A 19,475-nucleotide genomic window follows, 5' to 3' on the forward strand; every position below is an offset into this window, starting at 1 on the left:
CCTGAAGGGGATTACTCAGTGGCGGATTTTTCCGGCTTGCCGGCCAGCAGGCGGAGGAAGTCGTATTTCTCCTTCAGCTCTTTCTCAGCGGCCTGATACAGCGCGCTGGCCACTTCCGGCTGCTGCGAGTTCAGGCGGCGGAAACGCTGTTCTTTCAGCAGCGTTTCCGACAGGCTGCTGTTCGGTGGCCGGGAGTCCAGCGCCAATGCGGCCTTGCCCTCGGCGCTACGGCGCGGATCGAAGCGGTACAGCGGCCAGAAGCCGGTGGCGGTCAGCTGTTTCATCTGATCGTGGCTGAACGCCAGATCGTAGCCGTGCTCTTCGCACGGGCTGTAGGCGATGATCAGCGACGGGCCCGGATAGGCTTCGGCCTCCTGAATCGCTTTCACCGTTTGGTTAAGCTGCGCTCCCAGCGAGATCTGCGCGACGTAGACATGGCCGTACATCATCATGCTGACGCCCAAATCTTTGCGCGCCTTGCGCTTGCCGTGTTCACCGAACTTGGTCACCGCGCCGAGCGGCGTGGCCTTCGACTGCTGGCCGCCGGTGTTGGAGTAACACTGGGTGTCGAGCACCAGCACGTTGACGTTTTCCGTCAGGCTGAGCACGTGATCCAAACCGCCGAAGCCGATGTCGTAGGCCCAACCGTCACCGCCGATGAGCCAGATGGATTTATCCACCAGGTAGTCGGCGTCGGCCGCCAGCTGGCGTGCGTCTGCGCCTTCGAGACTCGCCAGCAGCGCGCGCAGTTCGGCGATCTGCTTACGGCGCGGCTCCGGCGCCACATCCTCCATCTGCAGGGCATTGACCAACCGATCCGGCAGCTGCGGCGCCAGCGAATTCAGCAGGCGCAGCACCCGCGCGCGATGTTGATCGACCGTCAGGCGGAAGCCCAGGCCAAATTCGGCGTTGTCTTCGAACAGCGAGTTGGCCCACGCCGGCCCGCGCCCTTCGGCGTTGGTGGTGTACGGCGTGGTCGGCAGGTTGCCGCCGTAGATCGACGAACAGCCGGTGGCGTTGGCGATCAGCAAACGGTCGCCATAGAGCTGGGTCAACAGCTTGATGTACGGCGTTTCGCCGCAGCCGGAACAGGCGCCGGAATACTCGAACAGCGGCGTGATCAGCTGCGAAGTGCGAATGTCGATGCGCTCCAGCTGTGCCGGATCGATTTCCGGCAGCTGCAGGAAGAAGTCGTAGTTGTCTTTCTCCGCCGTCAGATTATCGAGGCGCGAAGCCATGTTGATGGCCTTGATCTCCGGGTTCTGGCGATCTTTCGCGGGGCAGACCTCAATGCACAGGTTACAGCCGGTGCAATCTTCCGGCGCTACCTGCAGCACGTATTTCTGGCCGCGCATATCGCGCGCTTTGACATCCAGTGATTGCAGGGAGGCGGGGGCGTGTTCCATCTCCGCCGGCTGAACCACCTTGGCGCGAATGGCGGAGTGCGGGCAGGCGGCGACGCAGTGGTTGCACTGGGTGCACAGGTCGGGCTGCCAGACCGGGATCTCTTCGGCGATGTTGCGCTTTTCCCATTGGGTGGTGCCCACCGGCCAGGTGCCGTCCGGCGGGAAGGCGGAAACCGGCAGCGCATCGCCCAGCCCGGCGAGCATCGCGGCGGTGACGGTTTTGACGCAGTCCGGCGCGGCGTCCGAGACCACCGGCGGGCGCATCGGGCTGCTGGCGTCGACCGGCTGCAGCGGGATCTCGGTCAGCGCGGCGCGGGTGGCACCCAGCGCCTGCCAGTTGCGCTCGACGATCTCCTGGCCCTTGCTGCTGTAGCTGCGGGCGATGGCGTCCTGCAGCTGTTGCAGCGCCACGTCACTCGGCAGGATCTGCGTCAGGTGGAAAAACGCCATCTGCATGACGGTGTTGATGCGCGCGCCGAGCCGGCATTCGCGCGCCAGCTTGGCGGCGTTGATGATATAGAAACGCGCCTGGCGTTGGTGCAACAGCGCCTGGACCTCCTGCGGCAGGCGCGACCAGACCTCGTCGGCGCCGTAAGGGGTATTGAGCAGGAAGGTGCCGCCGGGCTTCAGGCGTTCAACCATTTGGTACTTATCGATAAATTGCAGCTGGTGGCAGCCGACGAAGTCCGCGCGGCTGACCAGGTAGGCCGAGTTGATCGGCTGCTCGCTGACGCGCAGGTGCGACACCGTCAGGCCGCCGGCCTTTTTGGAGTCGTAGACGAAATAGCCCTGGGCATACAGCGGCGTGGCGTTGCCGATGATTTTGATGTTGTTCTTGGTGGCCGAGACCGAGCCGTCGCTGCCCAAACCGTAGAACAGCGCTTCCAGCGAGGCGCGCTGTGGCAGGATTTCGTCGCTCAGCGGCAGCGAAAGCCCGGTGACATCATCGAAGATGCCGACGGTAAAGCGCGGGCGCGGCTGCGGCTGGGCCAGCTCGCGGAACACCGCCAGCGCGCAGTCCGGGCCGAACTCTTTCGACGACAGGCCGTAACGGCCGCCGATCACCCGCGGCAGCGTGGCGCGCTCACCCCGGCTGTAGGCTTCCGCCAGCGCGGTCATCACGTCCAGATACAGCGGTTCGGCCAGCGCGCCCGGCTCTTTGGTGCGATCGATCACCGCGACGCTGCGCACGCTGTCCGGCAGGGCGTCGAGCAGATACTGGGCGGAAAACGGCCGGAACAGCCGCACCTTCAGGACGCCGACTTTCTCGCCGCGGGCCTGCAGGGTGTCGATCACCTCTTCGCAGGTGCCGGCGGCGGACCCCATCACCACCACCACGCGCTCGGCCTGCGGGTGGCCGTAATAGTCGAACGGCCGATAGTGGCGGCCGGTAAGGGCGGCGAAGGCCGCCATGGCGTCGATCACGTGCTGGCCGGTGGCGTCATACCACGGGTTGGTGGCTTCGCGCGATTGGAAATAGGTGTCCGGGTTGGCGGAAGTGCCGCGCACCACCGGATGATCCGGCGACAGCGCTCGGCTGCGGTGAGCGTCGATCGCCGCCTGTGGCAGCATTTGCCGCAGCGTATCGTCGCTGAGCGGCACGATCTTGTTGATTTCGTGCGAGGTGCGGAAGCCGTCGAAGAAATGGATAAACGGCACGCGTGCGTTGAGGGTGGCGGTCTGCGAGATCAGCGCGAAGTCCTGCGCTTCCTGCACGCTGCCGGCGCACAGCATAGCGCAGCCGGTCTGGCGCACCGCCATCACGTCCGAATGGTCGCCGAAGATAGACAGCGCGTGCGTGGCTACGGTACGCGCGGCGACGTGCAGCACAAACGGCGTCAGCTCGCCGGCCAGTTTGTACAGCGTCGGGATCATCAACAGCAGGCCCTGCGATGAAGTGAACGAGGTCGACAGCGCGCCGGTTTGCAAGGCGCCGTGCACGGTGGCGATCGCGCCGCCTTCCGACTGCATTTCCACCACCCGGGGGATGTCGCCCCAGATGTTTTGCCGGCCATCGCCGGACCAGGCATCCGCCTGTTCCGCCATGGTGGAACTCGGCGTGATAGGGTAGATGGCAATCACTTCGTTGGTGCGATAGGCCACGGAGGCGACTGCATTATTACCATCTGTAGTTATCATCGACGTTACCTTTTCATTGCTCACAAAGCCGCGAAAGCGCACTTCCGCAGTAATGGAAAAAAGTCTAACAGAGGGTTTGAACGTGGCTTTATCGTGTTTGTGTGGCGGGTGATAAATCGTCAAAGTTGTATTTCCTCGCCGATTGGGGGCCGGCGGCAATAAATTGTTTTCACCGTTTAAAGACAATTTATTTCCGGCACGTCATAATTGCGCATAGGCAAATTGAAGAAGAAAACCATGAGCGCATTTATGTATTTGACGATGGCGATAGTCGCGGAAGTGATCGCCACCACCATGTTGAAAGCCTCCGAAGGCTTTACCCGCCTGTGGCCGTCGCTGCTGGTGGTGCTGGGCTACGGCGTGGCATTTTGGGGGCTGTCGATGGTGGTCAAGAGCATGCCGCTGGGCATCGTATATGCGATCTGGTCGGGCATGGGCATCGTGCTGGTGTCGGTCGCGGCGGTATTCGTTTATCAGCAAAAATTGGATTGGCCGGCGATCGTCGGTATGGGATTAATTATTGCCGGCGTGCTGGTGATTAATTTACTGTCCAAAGCCTCGGTGCACTGAGTGTTATTTTAATGTGAAAAAAGGCCGGCGTGACAGCAAGTCGCGCCGGTTGAAGAACTCAGCCATCATTCACTGAAAATAGTGGAATGCTAATTACTTAGCGCCGCCAGCATAGACGCTAATATCCTCCTCTCCGGTAGCAAAAAATGCGCCGTCATACTGAAAGCACGCGAAGATAATGAATGCCGATATTGCGGGAGAAATCTCCCCGTCGGCAACAGTGACGTTATCACTTTCTGCATGCGGCCGGGGCCGGGTAGCGGGTGGCGCCGTCACGTTTGGCACCGCGTGCCGGTGTGGAAATATTCTGCAAACAAAATAAATGCCCTGCCGATGCAAAAAAACGACAAATAATGGCTGGAATATATTTTCATTATTTATATATCGAGCTAGATTAAACAAGTTTGCATCAAAGATAGCGAAACGTGTCCGCCAAGTGACGCGCGTTATCAGCAATGGCGATTTTACACAGCGCAGTTCCGGGTTCAGGAGTGGGATAATGACGACATCAAAATGGCTGCTTGCCAGCGCCGTGCTGCTTTTAGCCGCCTGCAGCAGCAATAACGAAGAGCCAGTACAGCAGGGCAACAGTGCCAGAATCAATACGTTGCAGACCAGCGCCGGCTGCGCGGCGGTCGGCGGCGTCACCACCATCGCGCACAACCTGAACGGTGAAGCGCTGCGCATGTGCCAAATGCCGAACGGCAAGCAGTGCGAAGAACGCACGCTGGGCCTGGGCAGCTGCGCCGGGTAAGCCCGCGGCGCCAGGCCTGGCGTGCAGGATCAATACACCCAATCGCGCAGGGTATAGATAAGCGTGTGGCCGCTGCCGTTGAGCGTCAGCTGCTGGGCGTTTAGCGTCACTTCGGCGCCGTTTTCCAGCACGCTGCCGATCACCCGATCCCAGCGGTTGCGCTGTTCATCAGGGCACAGCCTGCGCGTCGTGGCCAGCGGTTTTACCGTCAGCACGCCGTCGCGTAATTGCCCCTGGCCGAAGAAGCGGTTGCACATCGCGCCGGAGACATGCAGGCTCTCGCCGAACTCCAGATTGAGCAGGCCGCCACCCGCCGGTGATTTCGCCGTTTCGCCATCCACGCTCTGCAACACAAAGTTGTGATGTAACAGATCGCCTGGCGTGACGGCCGTGTGTGGTTTCATGCTGCACCCCGCTAAGGCCAGCGCCGCAAGGGCGGTTGCCGTGGTTTTTCTCATCGCGTTCTCTCAAATAAACAGGGCGCCGCAAGGGCGCCCCGAGGTTACGCTCAGGCGTTCAACTGGTTCGGGCAGGCTTCGCCGCGTTCCAGCTGGCTGATGTTCTGCAGCGTGGTTTGCGAAATGCTGGTCAGCGCCTCTTCGGTCAGGAAGGCCTGATGGCCGGTAAACAGCACGTTGTGGCAGGCCGAGAGGCGGCGGAACACGTCGTCCTGAATCACGTCGTTCGACTTGTCTTCGAAGAACAGATCGCGTTCGTTCTCGTAAACGTCCATCCCCAGTGCGCCGATTTTCTGCTGCTTCAACGCGTCGATGGCGGCGGTGGAGTCGATCAGCGCGCCACGGCTGGTGTTGATCACCATCACGCCGTTTTTCATCATCGCGAAGGCATCGGCATTCAGCAGATGGTGGTTTTCCGGCGTCAGCGGGCAGTGCAGGGTGATCACGTCGGACTGCGCGTACAGCGTTTTCAGATCGACATACTCCGCGCCCAGTTCCAGCGCCTGTTCGCTCGGGAAGGGATCGTAGGCCAGCAGCTTCATGCCGAAGCCTTTCAGAATACGCATCGTCGCCACGCCGATTTTACCGGTGCCGATCACGCCGGCGGTGCGGTTATGCATGTTAAAGCCGATCAGCCCTTCCAGCGAGAAGTTGGCGTCGCGGGTGCGTTGATAGGCGCGGTGAATACGGCGGTTCAGGCACATCATCATGCCTACCGCATGCTCTGCCACGGCCTCCGGCGAATAGGCCGGCACGCGCACCACTTTGATGCCCAGTTCCTGGGCGGCGTCCAGATCGACGTTATTAAAACCGGCACAGCGCAAGGCGAGAATTTCGACGCCCAGCGCCGCCAGTTCTTCGAGCACTTCACGGCTGCCGTCGTCGTTAACGAAGAGGCACACTGCCTTGCAACCGGCGGCCGTTTTGGCGGTTTTTTTACTGAGTAAAAAGTCGAAGAATTCCAGCTCGTAGCCAAACTGCTGATTCACCAGTTCGAGATATTTACGGTCATACTGTTTAGTACTGTATATCGCCAATTTCATCGTGGTTTCTCCACCGTGATTTTGTGATCAATTTAACAGATTTTAGTAAATTCGACAATTAGTTAGCCCTTTGCGACGCGGGCGATATGGCCGCTGCCGGGCAGTTGCGGAGGCGTGATACGGTGGAGGGAAGGCGACGGTGGCGGCAGGCGGCAAAAAAATCCCCACGGGGGTGTGGGGAATGGCTTCTCTAGTACACAGTTAGCTAGCAGCTAAACTTTTATTAGAATGGTTGCAAGACTATTAATCATCAACGGTAACGACAATAACAAAAGTCTGAAAACTGTCCTATTTATGTGATGTATATGTAACGAAAATCTACAACTCCGCACACGTTTGCGCCAAGAAGGTGCAAATCGCTTCTGGAACCGCACTCAGCTTCACCCTATGTCAAATTCGTGCCATCATTATTGTCAATTCAGGCATAGACTTAACGAATGCCTAACTCAGGAACGAAGCAATCATTTAATGACCAGGCGATTGAAAGTATTCATAGGGACGGTGGCGGGCTGTGCAATTCTGGTGTTGGCGTTGTGGCAAACCCTGCCGCGCTGGCTGCCGGGAGTGCTATCGCATTGGTTACCGGCGGGGAGCCGGCTGGAATTGCAGGGCAATTTGCACTGGCGTCAGGGCGGCCTGGCGTTGGCGGGGGCGCGTTTCACCGCGCAAGATTGCCTGCTGGCCAACGTCGGGCCGACGCGGTTGGCTTATCACCAGGGCCGCTGGCAGCTGTCGAGCGATAAGGTCAGCGTCGACAGCGCCTGTTTGTCAAAACTGCCGGGCGGCGACGCCAACAGCGCGCCGCTGGCGCTCGATCAACTGCAGCGGGAGCTGCCGTCGCTGGATCTCACCCTTAATGACCTGACGCTCATTCCCTGGCAGCGCTATGCCGGCAAGCTGCAGCTTTCCTCCGGCCCTGACGGGCAACGCCTGCATTATCAGGGGCCGAATCTCAGCGCCGAGGCGCAGCTGGATGAAAAACAGCAGCTGACGTTGCAAAGTTTGACCATTGTCCCGCCCAACAGCGCGCAACCGCTGCACCTCGCCGGCAAGATAACCATTCCGCTGGATTTGGCCAGCCTGCCGACGCAGGGCGCGTTGCAGGGGGAAATGCAGACCGCCTATCTGGAAAAGCCGGTGTTGCTGGACATGCGCTGGCAACAGCAGCAGGGCGTGTTGACGGTGAGCGAAAAAGGCGACGATCGCCCGCTGGCGGTGTTGCCGTGGGAAGTCGCGCCGCAGCGGCTCAGCATCAAGCAGGGCGAGTGGCGTTGGCCGTACAGCGGGCAGCCGTTGAACGGCGGCCTGAACATCGCGCTGCATGACTGGAGCAAAGGGTGGGATGAAACGGAGATCAGCGCGCGGCTGAACGTGATCACCGCCGGCCACAACGGCAAGGGCAATGCGGTGCTCACTCTCGGGCCGGGCAAGGTAGGGTTGACCGACAGCGATCTGCGCTTCCAGCTGACCGGCCAGGCCAATCTGGCCGATTTCTCCACCACCGCGTCGATCCCGGGCGTGATTGGCGGCAGCATTCTTAATCCGACGCTGGTGCTGCAGCCGGGGTCGCTCCTGCGCCTGTGGGGCAAGGTGACGCCGGAAATGAAGCTGGAGGAGGCGCGTTTACCGCTGGCAGGCGTGAAGGTGACCGCCGCCGGTATCACCGGCCGCCTGCAGGCGATTTTGAGCGCCAGCGACAGTTATTGGGGGCGCTTCAAGCTGCACCTGGACGGCCAGGCGCAGGATTTCTGGCCGGACAAGGGTGACTGGCAGTGGCGCTACTGGGGCAACGGCCGGTTGCCGCCGCTGCAGGCCGCCTGGGACGTTGCCGGCAGCGGCCGCTGGCAGGACAGCGAGCTGGTGCTCGACAAACTCTCCACCGGCTTCGACAAATTAAAGTACGGTCTGGTGACGGTCGCCGCGCCGCGCCTGAGCCTCAACCAACCGCTGCGCTGGCGGCGCGATGAACAAAACCCGCAGTTCAACGGCGAGCTGCAGCTGGCGGCGGATAAGGTTAGCTTCAGCGACGGCGGCCATCTGCCGGCGCCGGTGCTGGCGCTGCAGCTGAACGGCCGTTCGCCGGACAATTTCCAGCTGCAGGGCAAACTGCAGGCGCAGCAGATCGGGCCGATCGCGCTGCGCGGCCGCTGGGACGGCGAACGCCTGCGTGGCGAAGGCTGGTGGCCGAAACAGTCGCTGAAGGTCTTCCAGCCGCTGCTCGCGCCGGATCTCAATCTCACGCTGCGCGACGGCGAGTTTTATGCGCAGTCGGCGTTTTCCGCTGCCCGCGAGCAGGGCTTCGAAGCCGGCGGCCACTGGGTGGTGAAAAACGGCGGCATGTGGCTGAAGGACGGCGAAATGAGCGGCCTGGATTTCATCCTGTCGTACCGGTTCAAGCAGCATCAGTGGTTGCTGGGTGCCAAACGGCCGGTATCGCTGCGCATCAAGTCCTTCACCAACCTGTTCGAGATGCAGAACATTTCCGCCGATCTGCAGGGCACTTATCCCTACAGTGAAAGGCAGCCGCTGACGTTGAGCAACGTCGGCGTGGACATGCTCAACGGGCATATCAGCCTGTCGGCGCTGCGGTTGCCGCAGCATGACGCCGCGGTGTTGAAGCTGGACAAGGTCGATCTCAGCGCGCTGTTCACCGCCCTGAAACCGAAGCAGTTCGCCATGTCCGGCCGCGTCGACGGCGAGCTGCCGCTGTTCCTGAACCACCCGAAATGGCTGGTGCAGAACGGCTGGATCGCCAACGCCGGCACGCTGACGCTGCGGCTGGACAAAGACATGGCCGACGCCATCGGCAGCAACAACCTGGCGACCGGCGCGGCGATCGACTGGCTGCGCTACATGGAAATCAACCGTTCGCACGCCCGGGTCGATCTCGACAACCTGGGCGAGCTGACGCTGAGCGCGCGCATCGACGGCATCAACCCGCAGAAGAGCGCCAAGCGCGAGGTGATCCTGAACTATCGCCATCAGGAAAACGTGTTTCAGCTGTGGCGCAGTTTGCGCTTCGGCGACAATTTACAGGAGTGGCTGGAGCAGGCCCTCTCACAACCTGGGGAACAACAATGAAAATCATGAGTGTGCCGGCGCTGGCAGCGGTGCTGTGCGTTTCGCTGCTGAGCGGCTGCGTGCCGCGCATCGAGGTGGCGACGCCGAAGGATCCGATCACCATCAATATGAACGTCAAGATCGAGCATGAAATTCATATCAAGGTGGATAAGGACGTCGAGAACCTGCTGAAAACCCAAAGCGGTCTGTTCTAGGAGCCGACATGAAAAAACGTTATTTGTGGCTGGCCGGCGCCGCCTGGTTGTTCAGCGCCGTGGCGATGGCGCTGACGCTGGATGAGGCGAAGCAGCAAGGGCGGGTAGGCGAAACCCTGAGCGGCTACATCGCGCCGGTGAAGCAGGACGCGGAAACGCTGGCGCTGGTGAAGCGCATCAACGCCGGCCGCGCCGAGAAGTATCAGGAAGTGGCGGACGGCAACCATATCGCCGTCGACGAAGTGGCGCGCATGGCCGGGCAGAAGCTGGTGACGCGGGCGCAGAGCGGCGAGTACGTGCGCGGCATCAACGGCCAGTGGCTGCAGAAATAAAAAAAGCGCGCCGTCTGGCGCGCCAAGAGATACGGATAGATGATTATTATGAGGGTAGTGCAGGTTTGACAGGACGTGCGTCTTGTCCGGCAGGGGTGTGGCACCCCTGCGCAGGGTCTTAGGCAGCAACCACCTGAGACAGGGCTGCCTTGGCGTCTTCCTGGGCTTTGGTCGCCACTTCCGGGCCGTAGGCGATGCCTTCCGCGAAGACGAACTCCACGTCGGTGATGCCGATGAAGCCCAGGAACAGACGCAGGTAAGGTTCTACCAGGTCGGTTGGAGTGCCTTTGTGGATGCCGCCGCGGCTGGTCAGGATCACGGCGCGTTTGTTTTTCACCAGGCCTTCCGGACCGTTTTCGGTATAGCGGAAGGTTACGCCGGCGCGGGCAACCAGATCGAAATAGTTTTTCAGCTGGGTTGGGATGTTAAAGTTGTACATCGGCGCGGCAATCACGATGACGTCATTGGCCTGCAGCTCGGCGATCAGCTCGTCCGACAGGGCCAGCGCTTCTTGTTGACGCGGGGTCAACGGAGCATCGGAAGGACGCAGCGCGCCGACCAGCTCACCGTCCAGCACCGGGATTGGCTGCGCGGCCAGATCGCGTACGGTGATGGTGTCGCCGCTGTGGGCGTTGCTCCATTGCTCTACGAAGAAATCGGCCAGTTGGTTAGACTGAGAGTAGGTCGCCAGGATGCTTGATTTCAGAACCAATACGTTGCTCATCGATAATTCCTTACGTTGTGACAGTGACATCAGGACTCAGCGTCCCTTGCATGAAGTACATGCTATTCACATTCCCCCAACAGTGATAGCGCAATATTTCGAGATCTTCGTTCGATTTTATTGAATGACATGGCGACGCTTTACTCGCGGAAGTAGGGGGAAAAAGCCGTTTGTGATAGGCTGTGCGGCTAAAGTAAAAAAATCGCTAAAAAAACATCAAACCGTTGCTAAGCCTGGCCTTGGCGGCGAAGAAACAAGGAACACCGAACGTGAAATCTCCGCTCGAGGCACTGCCGGCCCAACTGGGTGAGCTGATGCTCCGCGATCAACAACGCCTGCGTCGTCGCCTGCAGGGCGCACGAAAAATCAAAAATCCCGATGCCCAGCTGGCGGTTGCCGCCGAAGTAGAAAGCGACATCGCGGCGGCGCGGCAAAAAGTGCAGGTGCGCGCCGCGTCTTGCCCGCGCATTACCTATCCGGAAAGCCTGCCGGTCAGCCAAAAAAAGCAGGACATTTTAAACGCCATTCGCGATCACCAGGTGGTGATCGTCGCCGGGGAAACCGGCTCGGGGAAAACCACCCAGCTGCCGAAGATCTGTCTGGAACTGGGGCGCGGGGTGAAAGGCCTGATCGGCCATACCCAGCCGCGCCGCCTGGCGGCGCGCACCGTTGCCAACCGCATCGCCGACGAGCTGGAAACCCCGCTCGGCGGCAGCGTCGGTTATAAGGTGCGCTTCAACGATCAGGTGGGGGACAATACCCTGGTCAAGCTGATGACCGACGGTATCTTGCTGGCGGAAATTCAGCAGGACCGCCTGCTGATGCAGTACGACACGCTGATCATCGATGAAGCGCACGAGCGCAGCCTCAATATCGACTTTATTCTCGGCTACCTGCGCGAACTGTTGCCGAAGCGCCCGGATCTCAAGGTGATCATCACCTCGGCGACCATCGATCCGCAGCGCTTCTCGCGCCATTTCAACAATGCGCCAATCATCGAGGTTTCCGGCCGCACCTACCCGGTGGAGGTGCGCTACCGCCCGGTGGTCGACGACGGCGACGATACCGATCGCGACCAGCTGCAGGCGATTTTCGATGCGGTGGACGAGCTTGGGCGCGAAGGACCGGGCGACATTCTGATCTTCATGAGCGGCGAGCGCGAGATCCGCGATACCGCCGACGCCCTGAACCGCCTCAATCTGCCGCATACCGAGGTGCTGCCGCTGTATGCGCGCCTGTCGAACAGCGAGCAGAACCGGGTGTTCCAGTCGCACCACGGCCGCCGCATCGTGCTGGCCACCAACGTGGCGGAAACCTCGCTGACGGTGCCGGGCATCAAGTACGTCATCGATCCGGGCACCGCGCGCATCAGCCGCTACAGTTTCCGCACCAAGGTGCAGCGCCTGCCGATTGAACCGGTGTCGCAGGCCTCCGCCAACCAGCGTAAAGGGCGCTGCGGCCGCGTGTCGGAAGGGGTGTGCATCCGTCTGTACTCCGAGCAGGATTTCCTGTCTCGGCCGGCGTTTACCGATCCGGAAATTCTGCGCACCAACCTGGCGTCGGTCATTCTGCAGATGACCTCGCTGGGGCTGGGCGACATCGCAGCGTTTCCGTTCGTCGAGGCGCCGGACAAGCGCAACATTCAGGATGGCGTGCGCCTGCTGGAAGAGCTGGGGGCGATCGCCACCGCCGAAAACGGCCACTATCAGCTGACGCCGCAGGGCTGGCAGCTGGCGCAGTTGCCGATTGACCCGCGTCTGGCGCGCATGGTGCTGGAGGCGCAGAAGAGCGGCAGCGTGCGCGAGGTGATGATCATCACCGCCGCGCTGTCGATTCAGGATCCGCGTGAGCGCCCGATGGACAAGCAGCAGGCCTCGGATGAAAAACACCGCCGCTTTGCCGACAAGGACTCGGACTTCCTGGCGTTCGTCAACCTGTGGGATTATCTGCAGGAGCAGCAAAAAGCGAACTCTTCCAGCCAGTTCCGCCGCCTGTGCCGCAACGATTTCCTCAACTACCTGCGGGTGCGCGAGTGGCAGGATATCTATACCCAGCTGCGCCAGGTGGTGAAAGAGCTGGGGCTGCCGATCAACAGCACGCCTTCCGACTACCGCAGCGTGCACACCGCGCTGCTGACCGGCTTGCTGTCGCACATTGGCCAGAAGGATGCGGACAAGCAGGAATTTACCGGCGCGCGCAACGCCCGTTTCTCGATCTTCCCCGGCTCCGGCCTGTTCAAGAAGCCGCCGAAGTGGACCATGGTGGCCGAACTGGTGGAAACCAGCCGCCTGTGGGGGCGCATCGCCGCGCGCATTGAACCGGAATGGATTGAGCCGCTGGCTCAGCACCTGGTGAAACACAGCTACAGCGAGCCGCACTGGTCGAAATCGCAGGGGGCGGTGATGGCCAGCGAAAAAGTCACGCTGTTCGGTCTGCCGATCGTCGCGGCGCGCCAGGTCAATTACGGCTCCATCGATCCGCTGCTGTGCCGCGAGCTGTTTATCCGCCATGCGCTGGTGGAGGGCGACTGGCAGACGCGCCACGCCTTCTTCCGCGAAAACCAAAAGCTGCGCGCCGAGGTAGAGGAGCTGGAGCATAAATCACGCCGCCGCGACATTTTGGTGGACGACGAAACGCTGTTCGGCTTCTACGATCGCCGTATTCCCAACGACGTGGTTTCCGGCCGTCATTTCGACAGCTGGTGGAAGAGCGCGGCCAAACAGCAGCCGGACCTGCTGAACTTCGAAAAAGAGATGCTGATCAAAGACGGCGCCAACAAGATCAGCGCGCTCGACTACCCGAACTTCTGGCATCAGGGCAACCTTAAGCTGCGGCTGAGCTACCAGTTCGAACCGGGCACCGACGCCGACGGCGTGACGGTGCACATTCCGCTGCCGATCCTCAACCAGGTGGAGGATCAGGGCTTCGAATGGCAGATCCCCGGCATCCGCCGCGAGCTGGTGATTGCGCTGATCAAGTCGCTGCCGAAGCCGGTGCGCCGCAACTTCGTGCCGGCACCGAACTACGCCGAGGCGTTCCTTGGCCGCGTCACCGCGCTGGAATTGCCGCTGCTGGACGCGCTGGAGCGCGAGCTGCGGCGCATGACCGGCGTGACCGTGTCACGTGATGATTGGCAGTGGGATCAGGTGCCCGATCACCTGAAGATGACCTTCCGCGTGGTGGGCGAGAAAAACCAGACGCTGCGCGAAGGCAAAGACCTGGCCGCGTTGCGCCTGCAGCTGAAAGAGAAGGTGCAGGAGACGCTGTCGGCGGTGGCCGACGACGGGCTGGAGCAGAGCAATCTGCATGTCTGGAGCTTTGGCCAACTGCCGGCGTTTTACGAGCAGAAGCGCGGCGGCTATTCCATGAAGGCTTACCCGGCGCTGGTGGATGAAAAGGACAGCGTGGCGATCCGCCTGTTCGACAGCGAAAGCGAGCAGCAACAGGCGATGTGGCAGGGCACGCGCCGCCTGCTGTTGCTGAATATTCCTTCGCCGATCAAATACCTGCATGAAAAGCTGCCGAACAAGGCCAAGCTGGGGCTCTATTTCAACCCGTACGGCAAGGTGCTGGAGCTGATCGACGACTGTATTTCGTGTGGCATCGACAAACTGATCGCCGAACACGGCGGCCCGGTCTGGCATGAGGAAGGCTTTGCCCGCCTGCAGGAGCAGATCCGCGCCGAGCTGAACGACACGGTCGTCGAGGTGGCCAAGCAGGTTGAGCAGATCCTGACGGCGGTTTTCAACATCAACAAACGGCTGAAAGGCCGGGTGGACATGTCGTTAGCGCTGGCGCTGTCGGACATCAAGACCCAGCTCGGCGGGCTGGTTTACCGCGGCTTCGTGACCGGCAACGGCTGGAAACGCCTGCCGGACACGCTGCGTTACCTGCAGGCGATCGAACGCCGGTTGGAAAAACTGGCTATCGATCCGCATCGCGATCGCGCGCAGATGTTGCGGGTTGAGCAGGTGCAGCAGGCGTGGCAGCAGTGGCTGAACAAGCTACCGCCGAAGCGCCAGCAGGAGGAAGAGGTGAAAGCGGTGCGCTGGATGATCGAAGAGCTGCGCGTCAGCCTGTTCGCGCAGCAGTTGGGCACGCCTTACCCGATCTCCGACAAGCGCATTTTGCAAACTATCGAGCAGCTTTCGGGCTAAGCTCAGGTGCGCCGGCCGGCAAGCGGCCGGCGCACCACAGGCTCAACAGGCCGCACAGCAGCAGCGTGGCGGCCAAATCCTGCCCGCGCGCCGCGATCGTCAACCCCAGGCCGATCAGCAGATAGTACAGCAGCCCGAATAACGCGCCGGCAGTGCCGAGTTGCTCCCGGTAGCGGGTCAGCGCCTGGCTCAGCACATTCGGGATAGCCAACCCGAACGCCAGCATCACCAGCGCGCAGGGAAGCAGCATCCACAGGCTGTGTTGCCACCAGAACAATGCCACGCCGCTGGCCACCGCCAGCAACCCGCCCAGCAGGATCTGACGCTTGGCGCTGACGCCGCGCGCCAGCAGGTGGCGGTTCAACAGCGCTCCCGCCAGGCTGCCCAAAGCCAGCATCGCGCCCGAGTAGCCAAACTGCTGGCTGCTCAACCCCAGCCTTTCGAACATGAACGGCGCCAGGCTGAAGTAGCTGAACACCATGATATTGAAGCTGGCGACCAGCAGTGCCGAACACCAGATGTGCCGATCGCGCAACATCGTCGTCAGGGCAATGCCCGGTGCGGCGGCCGTTGCGGTCTGCCGCTGCCGCGTTTCCGGCAATGTGCCGTAGCTCCACAGCAGCAGCGCCAGCGCCCAGGCCGCCTGCGCGATGAAGATCGCCGCGCTGCCGCCCCAGGCGACCAGTGCGCCACCGGCAAACATTCCCAGCAGCGGGCTGATGGAAAGCGCGATGCCGACCAGCGCGAACATGCGCCCCAGCGCCGGGCCTTGATAGACGTCACGCAGCATGGTTTGCGTGACGATTGAACCGACCGCGGCACCGAAGGCGATCAACGCACGGGCGGCCAGCAACAGCGTGAAGTTGCCGCTCAGCAGCGCGATGCCGGCGCCGACCAGATAGAGCGCCAGGCCGGCCAGCATCGCCGGACGGCGGCCGAATCGATCGCAGAAGGCTCCCCAAAAGGCGACGCCGAGGGCGAAGGCGAAGAAATAGATGGATAACGTCTGCCCGGCCTGCGCGGCGCTGATGCCGAAATCGCTGCGGATGGCGGTAAGCGCCGGGCTGTACAGCGTTTCCAGGATCTGCGGCGTCATGATGGCGATGACGAGCAGCGGTAAAGATAAGCGTTGCATGATGCACATTCTCCCTAAAAGTTAATGCGGCCAGTATAGGGAGCGGCGCTTTGTTCGATTACAATCATTCGGACAAAAAACAACAGATATAGGACAATCCGATGGCGCTGATTCAACAGCATCACCCGTTCGATCCGGATCGGCTGCCGGCGCCGGTGCTCGGCATTGCGGCCGAACTGGCGGAGCACGACTCCGGGCTGCATTGGCATCAGCGCTCGCAGCTGCTGTATGCGCCGCAGGGGTGCATGACGGTCACGTTGGCGCAGCAGTGGCTGATTCTGCCGCCGACGCGCGGCGTCTGGATACCGGGCGGCATTGCGCATCGGGTGCAGCTGCGCGGCCGCGTCGCGTATCGCTCGCTGTATTTCGACCCGGTGCTGACCGCCGCCATGCCGCCACAGGCTGCGGTGCTGGCGGTGAACCCGCTGTTGGCGGCGATCGTCGAGCGCATCGCGCACTGGCCGCTGGACTCTGCGTTGGCACAGCCCCAGGCGCGCGATTTGCTGGCGGTACTGATCAATGAGCTGAGCGAGGCGCAGTGCGAGAATACCCAGCTGCGGTTGCCACAGGATAGGCGTCTTGCCGCCTGGCTGGCGACGCTGCCGGAGAGTGACGAGTTGCCGGGATTGGCGGCGTTGGCGCAGCGCTTGAATCTGCACGCCAAAACGTTGACGCGGCTGTTTGTGCGGGAAACCGGCCTGAGCTATCAGCAGTGGTGCCAGCAGTGGCGGTTGATGCGCGCGATCGAACTGCTGGCGACGTTGCCGTCGGTCAGCGCGGTGGCGCAGCGGTTGGGGTTTTCCAGCGACAGCGCGTTTATCGCCTTTTTCCGTCAGTTCACCGGCACCACGCCGCGGCGCTATATGCAAGGGGGCTGAAAAAGCACAACGGCGCATAATGCGCCGCTGAGAGAGGATTATTTGCCTGCGGCCAGGGCGTCCAGCGCTTCGCGGATGCCGGGTACCGCCAGGGCGCGGTTATCGGCGCGATAGCGATCTTTCGCCGCCGGCGCCGAACTTTGGATGGCGATCAGCTGCCAGCCGTCGGCGGTTTTCAACAGCAGCGGTGAACCGCTGTCGCCGGGCAGGGTATCACATTGGTGCGACAGTACGCCTTGCTGGGCCCAGCCGGTCACCTTGCAGTTTTGGTGGCTGTAAAGGTCATCCAGATGATCTGCCGGGTAACCCGCCTGAGTAATCAGCCGTTTGGCCTGTTTCAGGGCCTGGGTCAGCGCCTTGCTGTCGCCTTGCCACAGCGGCAACGGTGCGATCGGCAGCGGCTTTTTGTCTTTCAGGCGGATCAGCGCAAAGTCATAGGCGGCGGCGGCGGGCGGCACGATCCAGCCATCACCGTCCGGCTTCAGCTTTTTGCCCAGCTTGCTGTCGACCAGGGTCTCGATATTGCCGGTTTGATACTGCCAGGATTTATCGCCTGCCACGAAGCGCAAAGCGATGGCTTTATCCAGTTGCCCGGGCGGCGCCAGGACGCAGTGGCCGGCGGTCAACGCCAGGTGCGGGGAGATCAGCGTGGCGGTGCACAGATTGCCGCTGGCGGTTTCGACCTGGCCGATGGCCTGCCACGGCTGGGCGGCGGTATCCGTGACCTTGATTCGTTCATCTTTGCCGAAAAACAGACGCGTTTGCTCGGCCTTGGACGGGCCGTCGGCACGTGCCGCCTGAGCAGCGATGAGCGGGAGTGAGCACAGCAACAGTAAAACGGATATGCGCATAGATCTCTTGCCTGACAAATACGGATCATCCATAAACACACTGAATGCTAACTATAGACTGATTTAGCAGCCATGTGGATGGGCAATAATTGATTTTTCAATAATTTCCCGCCGGCGATGCGGCAGGCTACAGGTAAAAAAAGACGGCGATCAGTCCACAAAGGATCAGGGCGGTCAGAACGATCTCGAACAAGTAGCGGCGCAGCATCAATGAGAACCCCCCGATGAAAAAACACCCGGCGAACCGGGTGTCGTATACGTCAAGCCTGAAGCGGTGAGGGGACCCTCACGTCATTACGCTTTTTTGTGGCTGGCTTTCTTGTGGTGCTTTTTAGCCGCCTGGGCTTTTTGAGCCGGGGCTTTCTTACCGGCTTTTTTGTGATGCTTTTTGGCCGCCTGAGCTTTCTGAACCGGGGCTTTCTTGCCGTGGTGTTTCACCTGAGCTTTAGCCGGCGCAGCGGTGGCGGTGGTTGCGGTAGCCGCAGGTGCGGTGGTGGCAGCCTCGGCAGCGAAAGCCACGGAAGACAGACCCATTGCAGCGGCAACGACCAGAGCTAATACTTTTTTCATCGCAGAATCCTCAACATGACTTTTGGGTATCAACCCCACTGCGGGGCCGTTGAGATGATAGTAGGCAAACGGCGCCCGGCTTTCCGTGAGTGATTGGTTTCGGCTTGTAACCTAATGTACAGGGCGGCGGCGGCAAGGGGGATTGCTGCTATAATGACCGCCAGGCGCGATAAAAGGGATTTAAAATGAACGAGATAACGATTCGCTGTGGCGTGACTGAACAGGGCGAGGTGCCGCTGGCCTATGAGGACTGGGGCGATGAGGCGCACCCGCCGCTGCTGCTCATCATGGGCATCGGCGCACAGCTTCTGCTGTGGCCTGACGATTTCTGCCGTGCCCTGGTGGCCAAGGGGTTTCGGGTGATCCGTTATGACAACCGCGACGTTGGCCTTTCCGGCAAAACGCAGGCGCAACGCACGCAACCGTTGTGGCTGCTGATGCTGCGCGCCCAGCTCGGTTGGCAAACGCCGGTGCCTTATACCCTGGCGGACATGGCGGCGGACGCGACGCATCTGCTCGATCACCTGCGTATCCCACAGGCCCACGTCTTGGGCGCCTCGATGGGCGGCATGATCGCGCAGGTGCTGGCCGCCGACTATCCGCAGCGTGTCGCCTCGTTGTGCATCTTGTTCTCCAGCACCAATCAGCCACTGTTGCCGCCGCCGGCACCTTCGCTGCTGTGGCTGTTGGTGCGCCGACCTGCCGCCGATCTGACGCTGCAGCAGCGCCGCGAGGGGATGAAAGCCTTCCTGCGCGCGCTCGGCACCCGGTTTTACCCGCCGGAGGAGGCGGAGCTGGATGCGTTGGTGCATCGGCTGTTGAAGCGGGGCGTAGATCCTGAAGGCATGCAGCGGCAACTTTCCGCGTTGCTCGGCAGCGGCGATCTGCGTCGCTACAGCCGGCGCATTGCCGCGCCGACGCTGGTCATTCACGGCGATCGCGATCGGCTGGTGCGCAAGGCGGGCGGGGTGGCGATCGCCCGCGCGGTCGCCAACGCCAAATTACATATTATGCCAGGTATGGGGCATGATCTGCCGGCCCCGTTGAGGCCGCAGCTGGCGGCGATGATCGCCCGTCATGCGCTGGGATGAGAGGCCGGAATGTCAGCGTTTTTTGCTATTTTAGTTACAACATACTAATGGTGGGTGGCCGCTCGCCACTCTGTAGCCAAGGCGATGTTGGC

The 19,475-nt window shown here is 61.4% G+C and carries 15 protein-coding genes; 8 read left to right on the forward strand and 7 right to left on the reverse strand.

Annotated features, from left to right (window positions below; all coding sequences use genetic code 11):
• Positions 1–11: 11 nt before the first annotated feature.
• Positions 12–3,545, reverse strand: coding sequence for a pyruvate:ferredoxin (flavodoxin) oxidoreductase (gene nifJ, locus GF111_RS25535; RefSeq protein ID WP_147191542.1), 3,534 nt, complete (start codon positions 3,543–3,545; stop codon positions 12–14).
• A gap of 237 nt (positions 3,546–3,782) precedes the next feature.
• Between nifJ and ssmE the strand changes: the two genes are divergently transcribed.
• Together ssmE and GF111_RS25545 are read left to right on the forward strand one after the other, a co-directional pair.
• On the forward strand, positions 3,783–4,115 hold the full coding sequence (gene ssmE, locus GF111_RS25540) for a multidrug efflux SMR transporter SsmE (RefSeq protein ID WP_004930487.1): 333 nt from the start codon (positions 3,783–3,785) through the stop codon (positions 4,113–4,115).
• Between the two features lie 499 nt (positions 4,116–4,614).
• The gene (locus GF111_RS25545; protein WP_015377999.1) at positions 4,615–4,869 is read left to right on the forward strand and encodes a DUF333 domain-containing protein; all 255 of its coding nucleotides are present in this window, start codon (positions 4,615–4,617) and stop codon (positions 4,867–4,869) included.
• A 29-nt stretch (positions 4,870–4,898) separates the two neighbouring features.
• Here GF111_RS25545 and hslJ read toward each other — a convergent pair whose 3' ends face one another.
• Together hslJ and GF111_RS25555 are read right to left on the reverse strand one after the other, a co-directional pair.
• On the reverse strand, positions 4,899–5,327 hold the full coding sequence (gene hslJ, locus GF111_RS25550) for a heat shock protein HslJ (RefSeq protein ID WP_038880335.1): 429 nt from the start codon (positions 5,325–5,327) through the stop codon (positions 4,899–4,901).
• A gap of 50 nt (positions 5,328–5,377) precedes the next feature.
• Positions 5,378–6,370, reverse strand: a complete 993-nt coding sequence (locus GF111_RS25555) for a 2-hydroxyacid dehydrogenase (protein ID WP_038880333.1) — start codon at positions 6,368–6,370, stop codon at positions 5,378–5,380.
• Between the two features lie 468 nt (positions 6,371–6,838).
• On the opposite strand from GF111_RS25555, the gene GF111_RS25560 reads away from it, so the two are divergent.
• The 3 genes from GF111_RS25560 to GF111_RS25570 are packed head-to-tail and all read left to right on the forward strand — an operon-like array spanning position 6,839 to position 9,977.
• Positions 6,839–9,451 (forward strand): YdbH family protein, encoded by a 2,613-nt coding sequence (locus GF111_RS25560; protein WP_055313564.1) that lies wholly within the window; start codon positions 6,839–6,841, stop codon positions 9,449–9,451.
• Positions 9,448–9,645 (forward strand): YnbE family lipoprotein, encoded by a 198-nt coding sequence (locus GF111_RS25565; RefSeq protein WP_038880327.1) that lies wholly within the window; start codon positions 9,448–9,450, stop codon positions 9,643–9,645. The genes GF111_RS25560 and GF111_RS25565 overlap by 4 nt, the downstream gene beginning before the upstream one ends.
• Positions 9,646–9,653: 8 nt before the next feature.
• The gene (locus GF111_RS25570) at positions 9,654–9,977 is read left to right on the forward strand and encodes a YdbL family protein (RefSeq protein ID WP_038880325.1); all 324 of its coding nucleotides are present in this window, start codon (positions 9,654–9,656) and stop codon (positions 9,975–9,977) included.
• Positions 9,978–10,095: 118 nt separating this feature from the next.
• Here the strand turns inward: GF111_RS25570 and azoR are convergent, their stop codons facing one another.
• On the reverse strand, positions 10,096–10,701 hold the full coding sequence (gene azoR, locus GF111_RS25575) for an FMN-dependent NADH-azoreductase (RefSeq protein ID WP_015377994.1): 606 nt from the start codon (positions 10,699–10,701) through the stop codon (positions 10,096–10,098).
• Positions 10,702–10,970: 269 nt separating this feature from the next.
• Here azoR and hrpA point away from each other — a divergent pair, with 269 nt between their 5' ends.
• A complete protein-coding gene (gene hrpA / locus GF111_RS25580) occupies positions 10,971–14,858 on the forward strand; it encodes an ATP-dependent RNA helicase HrpA (protein WP_147190835.1) in 3,888 nt (1,295 codons plus the stop codon).
• Here hrpA and GF111_RS25585 read toward each other — a convergent pair.
• Entirely contained in the window at positions 14,836–15,993 is a 1,158-nt protein-coding gene (locus GF111_RS25585; RefSeq protein WP_055313568.1) for an MFS transporter, read from the reverse strand. The genes hrpA and GF111_RS25585 overlap by 23 nt on opposite strands.
• A 101-nt stretch (positions 15,994–16,094) precedes the next feature.
• Between GF111_RS25585 and GF111_RS25590 the strand changes: the two genes are divergently transcribed.
• Positions 16,095–16,871, forward strand: coding sequence for a helix-turn-helix domain-containing protein (locus GF111_RS25590; RefSeq protein WP_055316979.1), 777 nt, complete (start codon positions 16,095–16,097; stop codon positions 16,869–16,871).
• A 38-nt stretch (positions 16,872–16,909) separates the two neighbouring features.
• On the opposite strand, the gene GF111_RS25595 is transcribed toward GF111_RS25590, so the two are convergent.
• Entirely contained in the window at positions 16,910–17,722 is an 813-nt protein-coding gene (locus GF111_RS25595; RefSeq protein ID WP_047730632.1) for a serine protease, read from the reverse strand.
• A 294-nt stretch (positions 17,723–18,016) separates the two neighbouring features.
• Positions 18,017–18,292, reverse strand: a complete 276-nt coding sequence (gene asr / locus GF111_RS25600; RefSeq protein ID WP_025302975.1) for an acid resistance repetitive basic protein Asr — start codon at positions 18,290–18,292, stop codon at positions 18,017–18,019.
• Between the two features lie 185 nt (positions 18,293–18,477).
• Here asr and GF111_RS25605 point away from each other — a divergent pair, with 185 nt between their 5' ends.
• On the forward strand, positions 18,478–19,383 hold the full coding sequence (locus tag GF111_RS25605; RefSeq protein WP_038880317.1) for an alpha/beta fold hydrolase: 906 nt from the start codon (positions 18,478–18,480) through the stop codon (positions 19,381–19,383).
• The last annotated feature ends 92 nt before the right edge of the window (positions 19,384–19,475 follow it).

Origin of the sequence: Serratia sp. HRI (assembly GCF_010119335.3) — a bacterium.
Taxonomy (GTDB): Bacteria; Pseudomonadota; Gammaproteobacteria; order Enterobacterales; family Enterobacteriaceae; genus Serratia; species Serratia nevei.

Bases quoted from the DNA above. Each gene is read 5' to 3' on its own strand.
- nifJ (WP_147191542.1), bottom strand. From the start codon at position 3,545: ATGATAACTACAGATGGTAATAATGCAGTCGCCTCCGTGGCCTATCGC.
- ssmE (WP_004930487.1), top strand. From the start codon at position 3,783: ATGAGCGCATTTATGTATTTGACGATGGCGATAGTCGCGGAAGTGATC.
- GF111_RS25545 (WP_015377999.1), top strand. From the start codon at position 4,615: ATGACGACATCAAAATGGCTGCTTGCCAGCGCCGTGCTGCTTTTAGCC.
- hslJ (WP_038880335.1), bottom strand. From the start codon at position 5,327: ATGAGAAAAACCACGGCAACCGCCCTTGCGGCGCTGGCCTTAGCGGGG.
- GF111_RS25555 (WP_038880333.1), bottom strand. From the start codon at position 6,370: ATGAAATTGGCGATATACAGTACTAAACAGTATGACCGTAAATATCTC.
- GF111_RS25560 (WP_055313564.1), top strand. From the start codon at position 6,839: ATGACCAGGCGATTGAAAGTATTCATAGGGACGGTGGCGGGCTGTGCA.
- GF111_RS25565 (WP_038880327.1), top strand. From the start codon at position 9,448: ATGAAAATCATGAGTGTGCCGGCGCTGGCAGCGGTGCTGTGCGTTTCG.
- GF111_RS25570 (WP_038880325.1), top strand. From the start codon at position 9,654: ATGAAAAAACGTTATTTGTGGCTGGCCGGCGCCGCCTGGTTGTTCAGC.
- azoR (WP_015377994.1), bottom strand. From the start codon at position 10,701: ATGAGCAACGTATTGGTTCTGAAATCAAGCATCCTGGCGACCTACTCT.
- GF111_RS25585 (WP_055313568.1), bottom strand. From the start codon at position 15,993: ATGCAACGCTTATCTTTACCGCTGCTCGTCATCGCCATCATGACGCCG.
- GF111_RS25590 (WP_055316979.1), top strand. From the start codon at position 16,095: ATGGCGCTGATTCAACAGCATCACCCGTTCGATCCGGATCGGCTGCCG.
- GF111_RS25595 (WP_047730632.1), bottom strand. From the start codon at position 17,722: ATGCGCATATCCGTTTTACTGTTGCTGTGCTCACTCCCGCTCATCGCT.
- asr (WP_025302975.1), bottom strand. From the start codon at position 18,292: ATGAAAAAAGTATTAGCTCTGGTCGTTGCCGCTGCAATGGGTCTGTCT.
- GF111_RS25605 (WP_038880317.1), top strand. From the start codon at position 18,478: ATGAACGAGATAACGATTCGCTGTGGCGTGACTGAACAGGGCGAGGTG.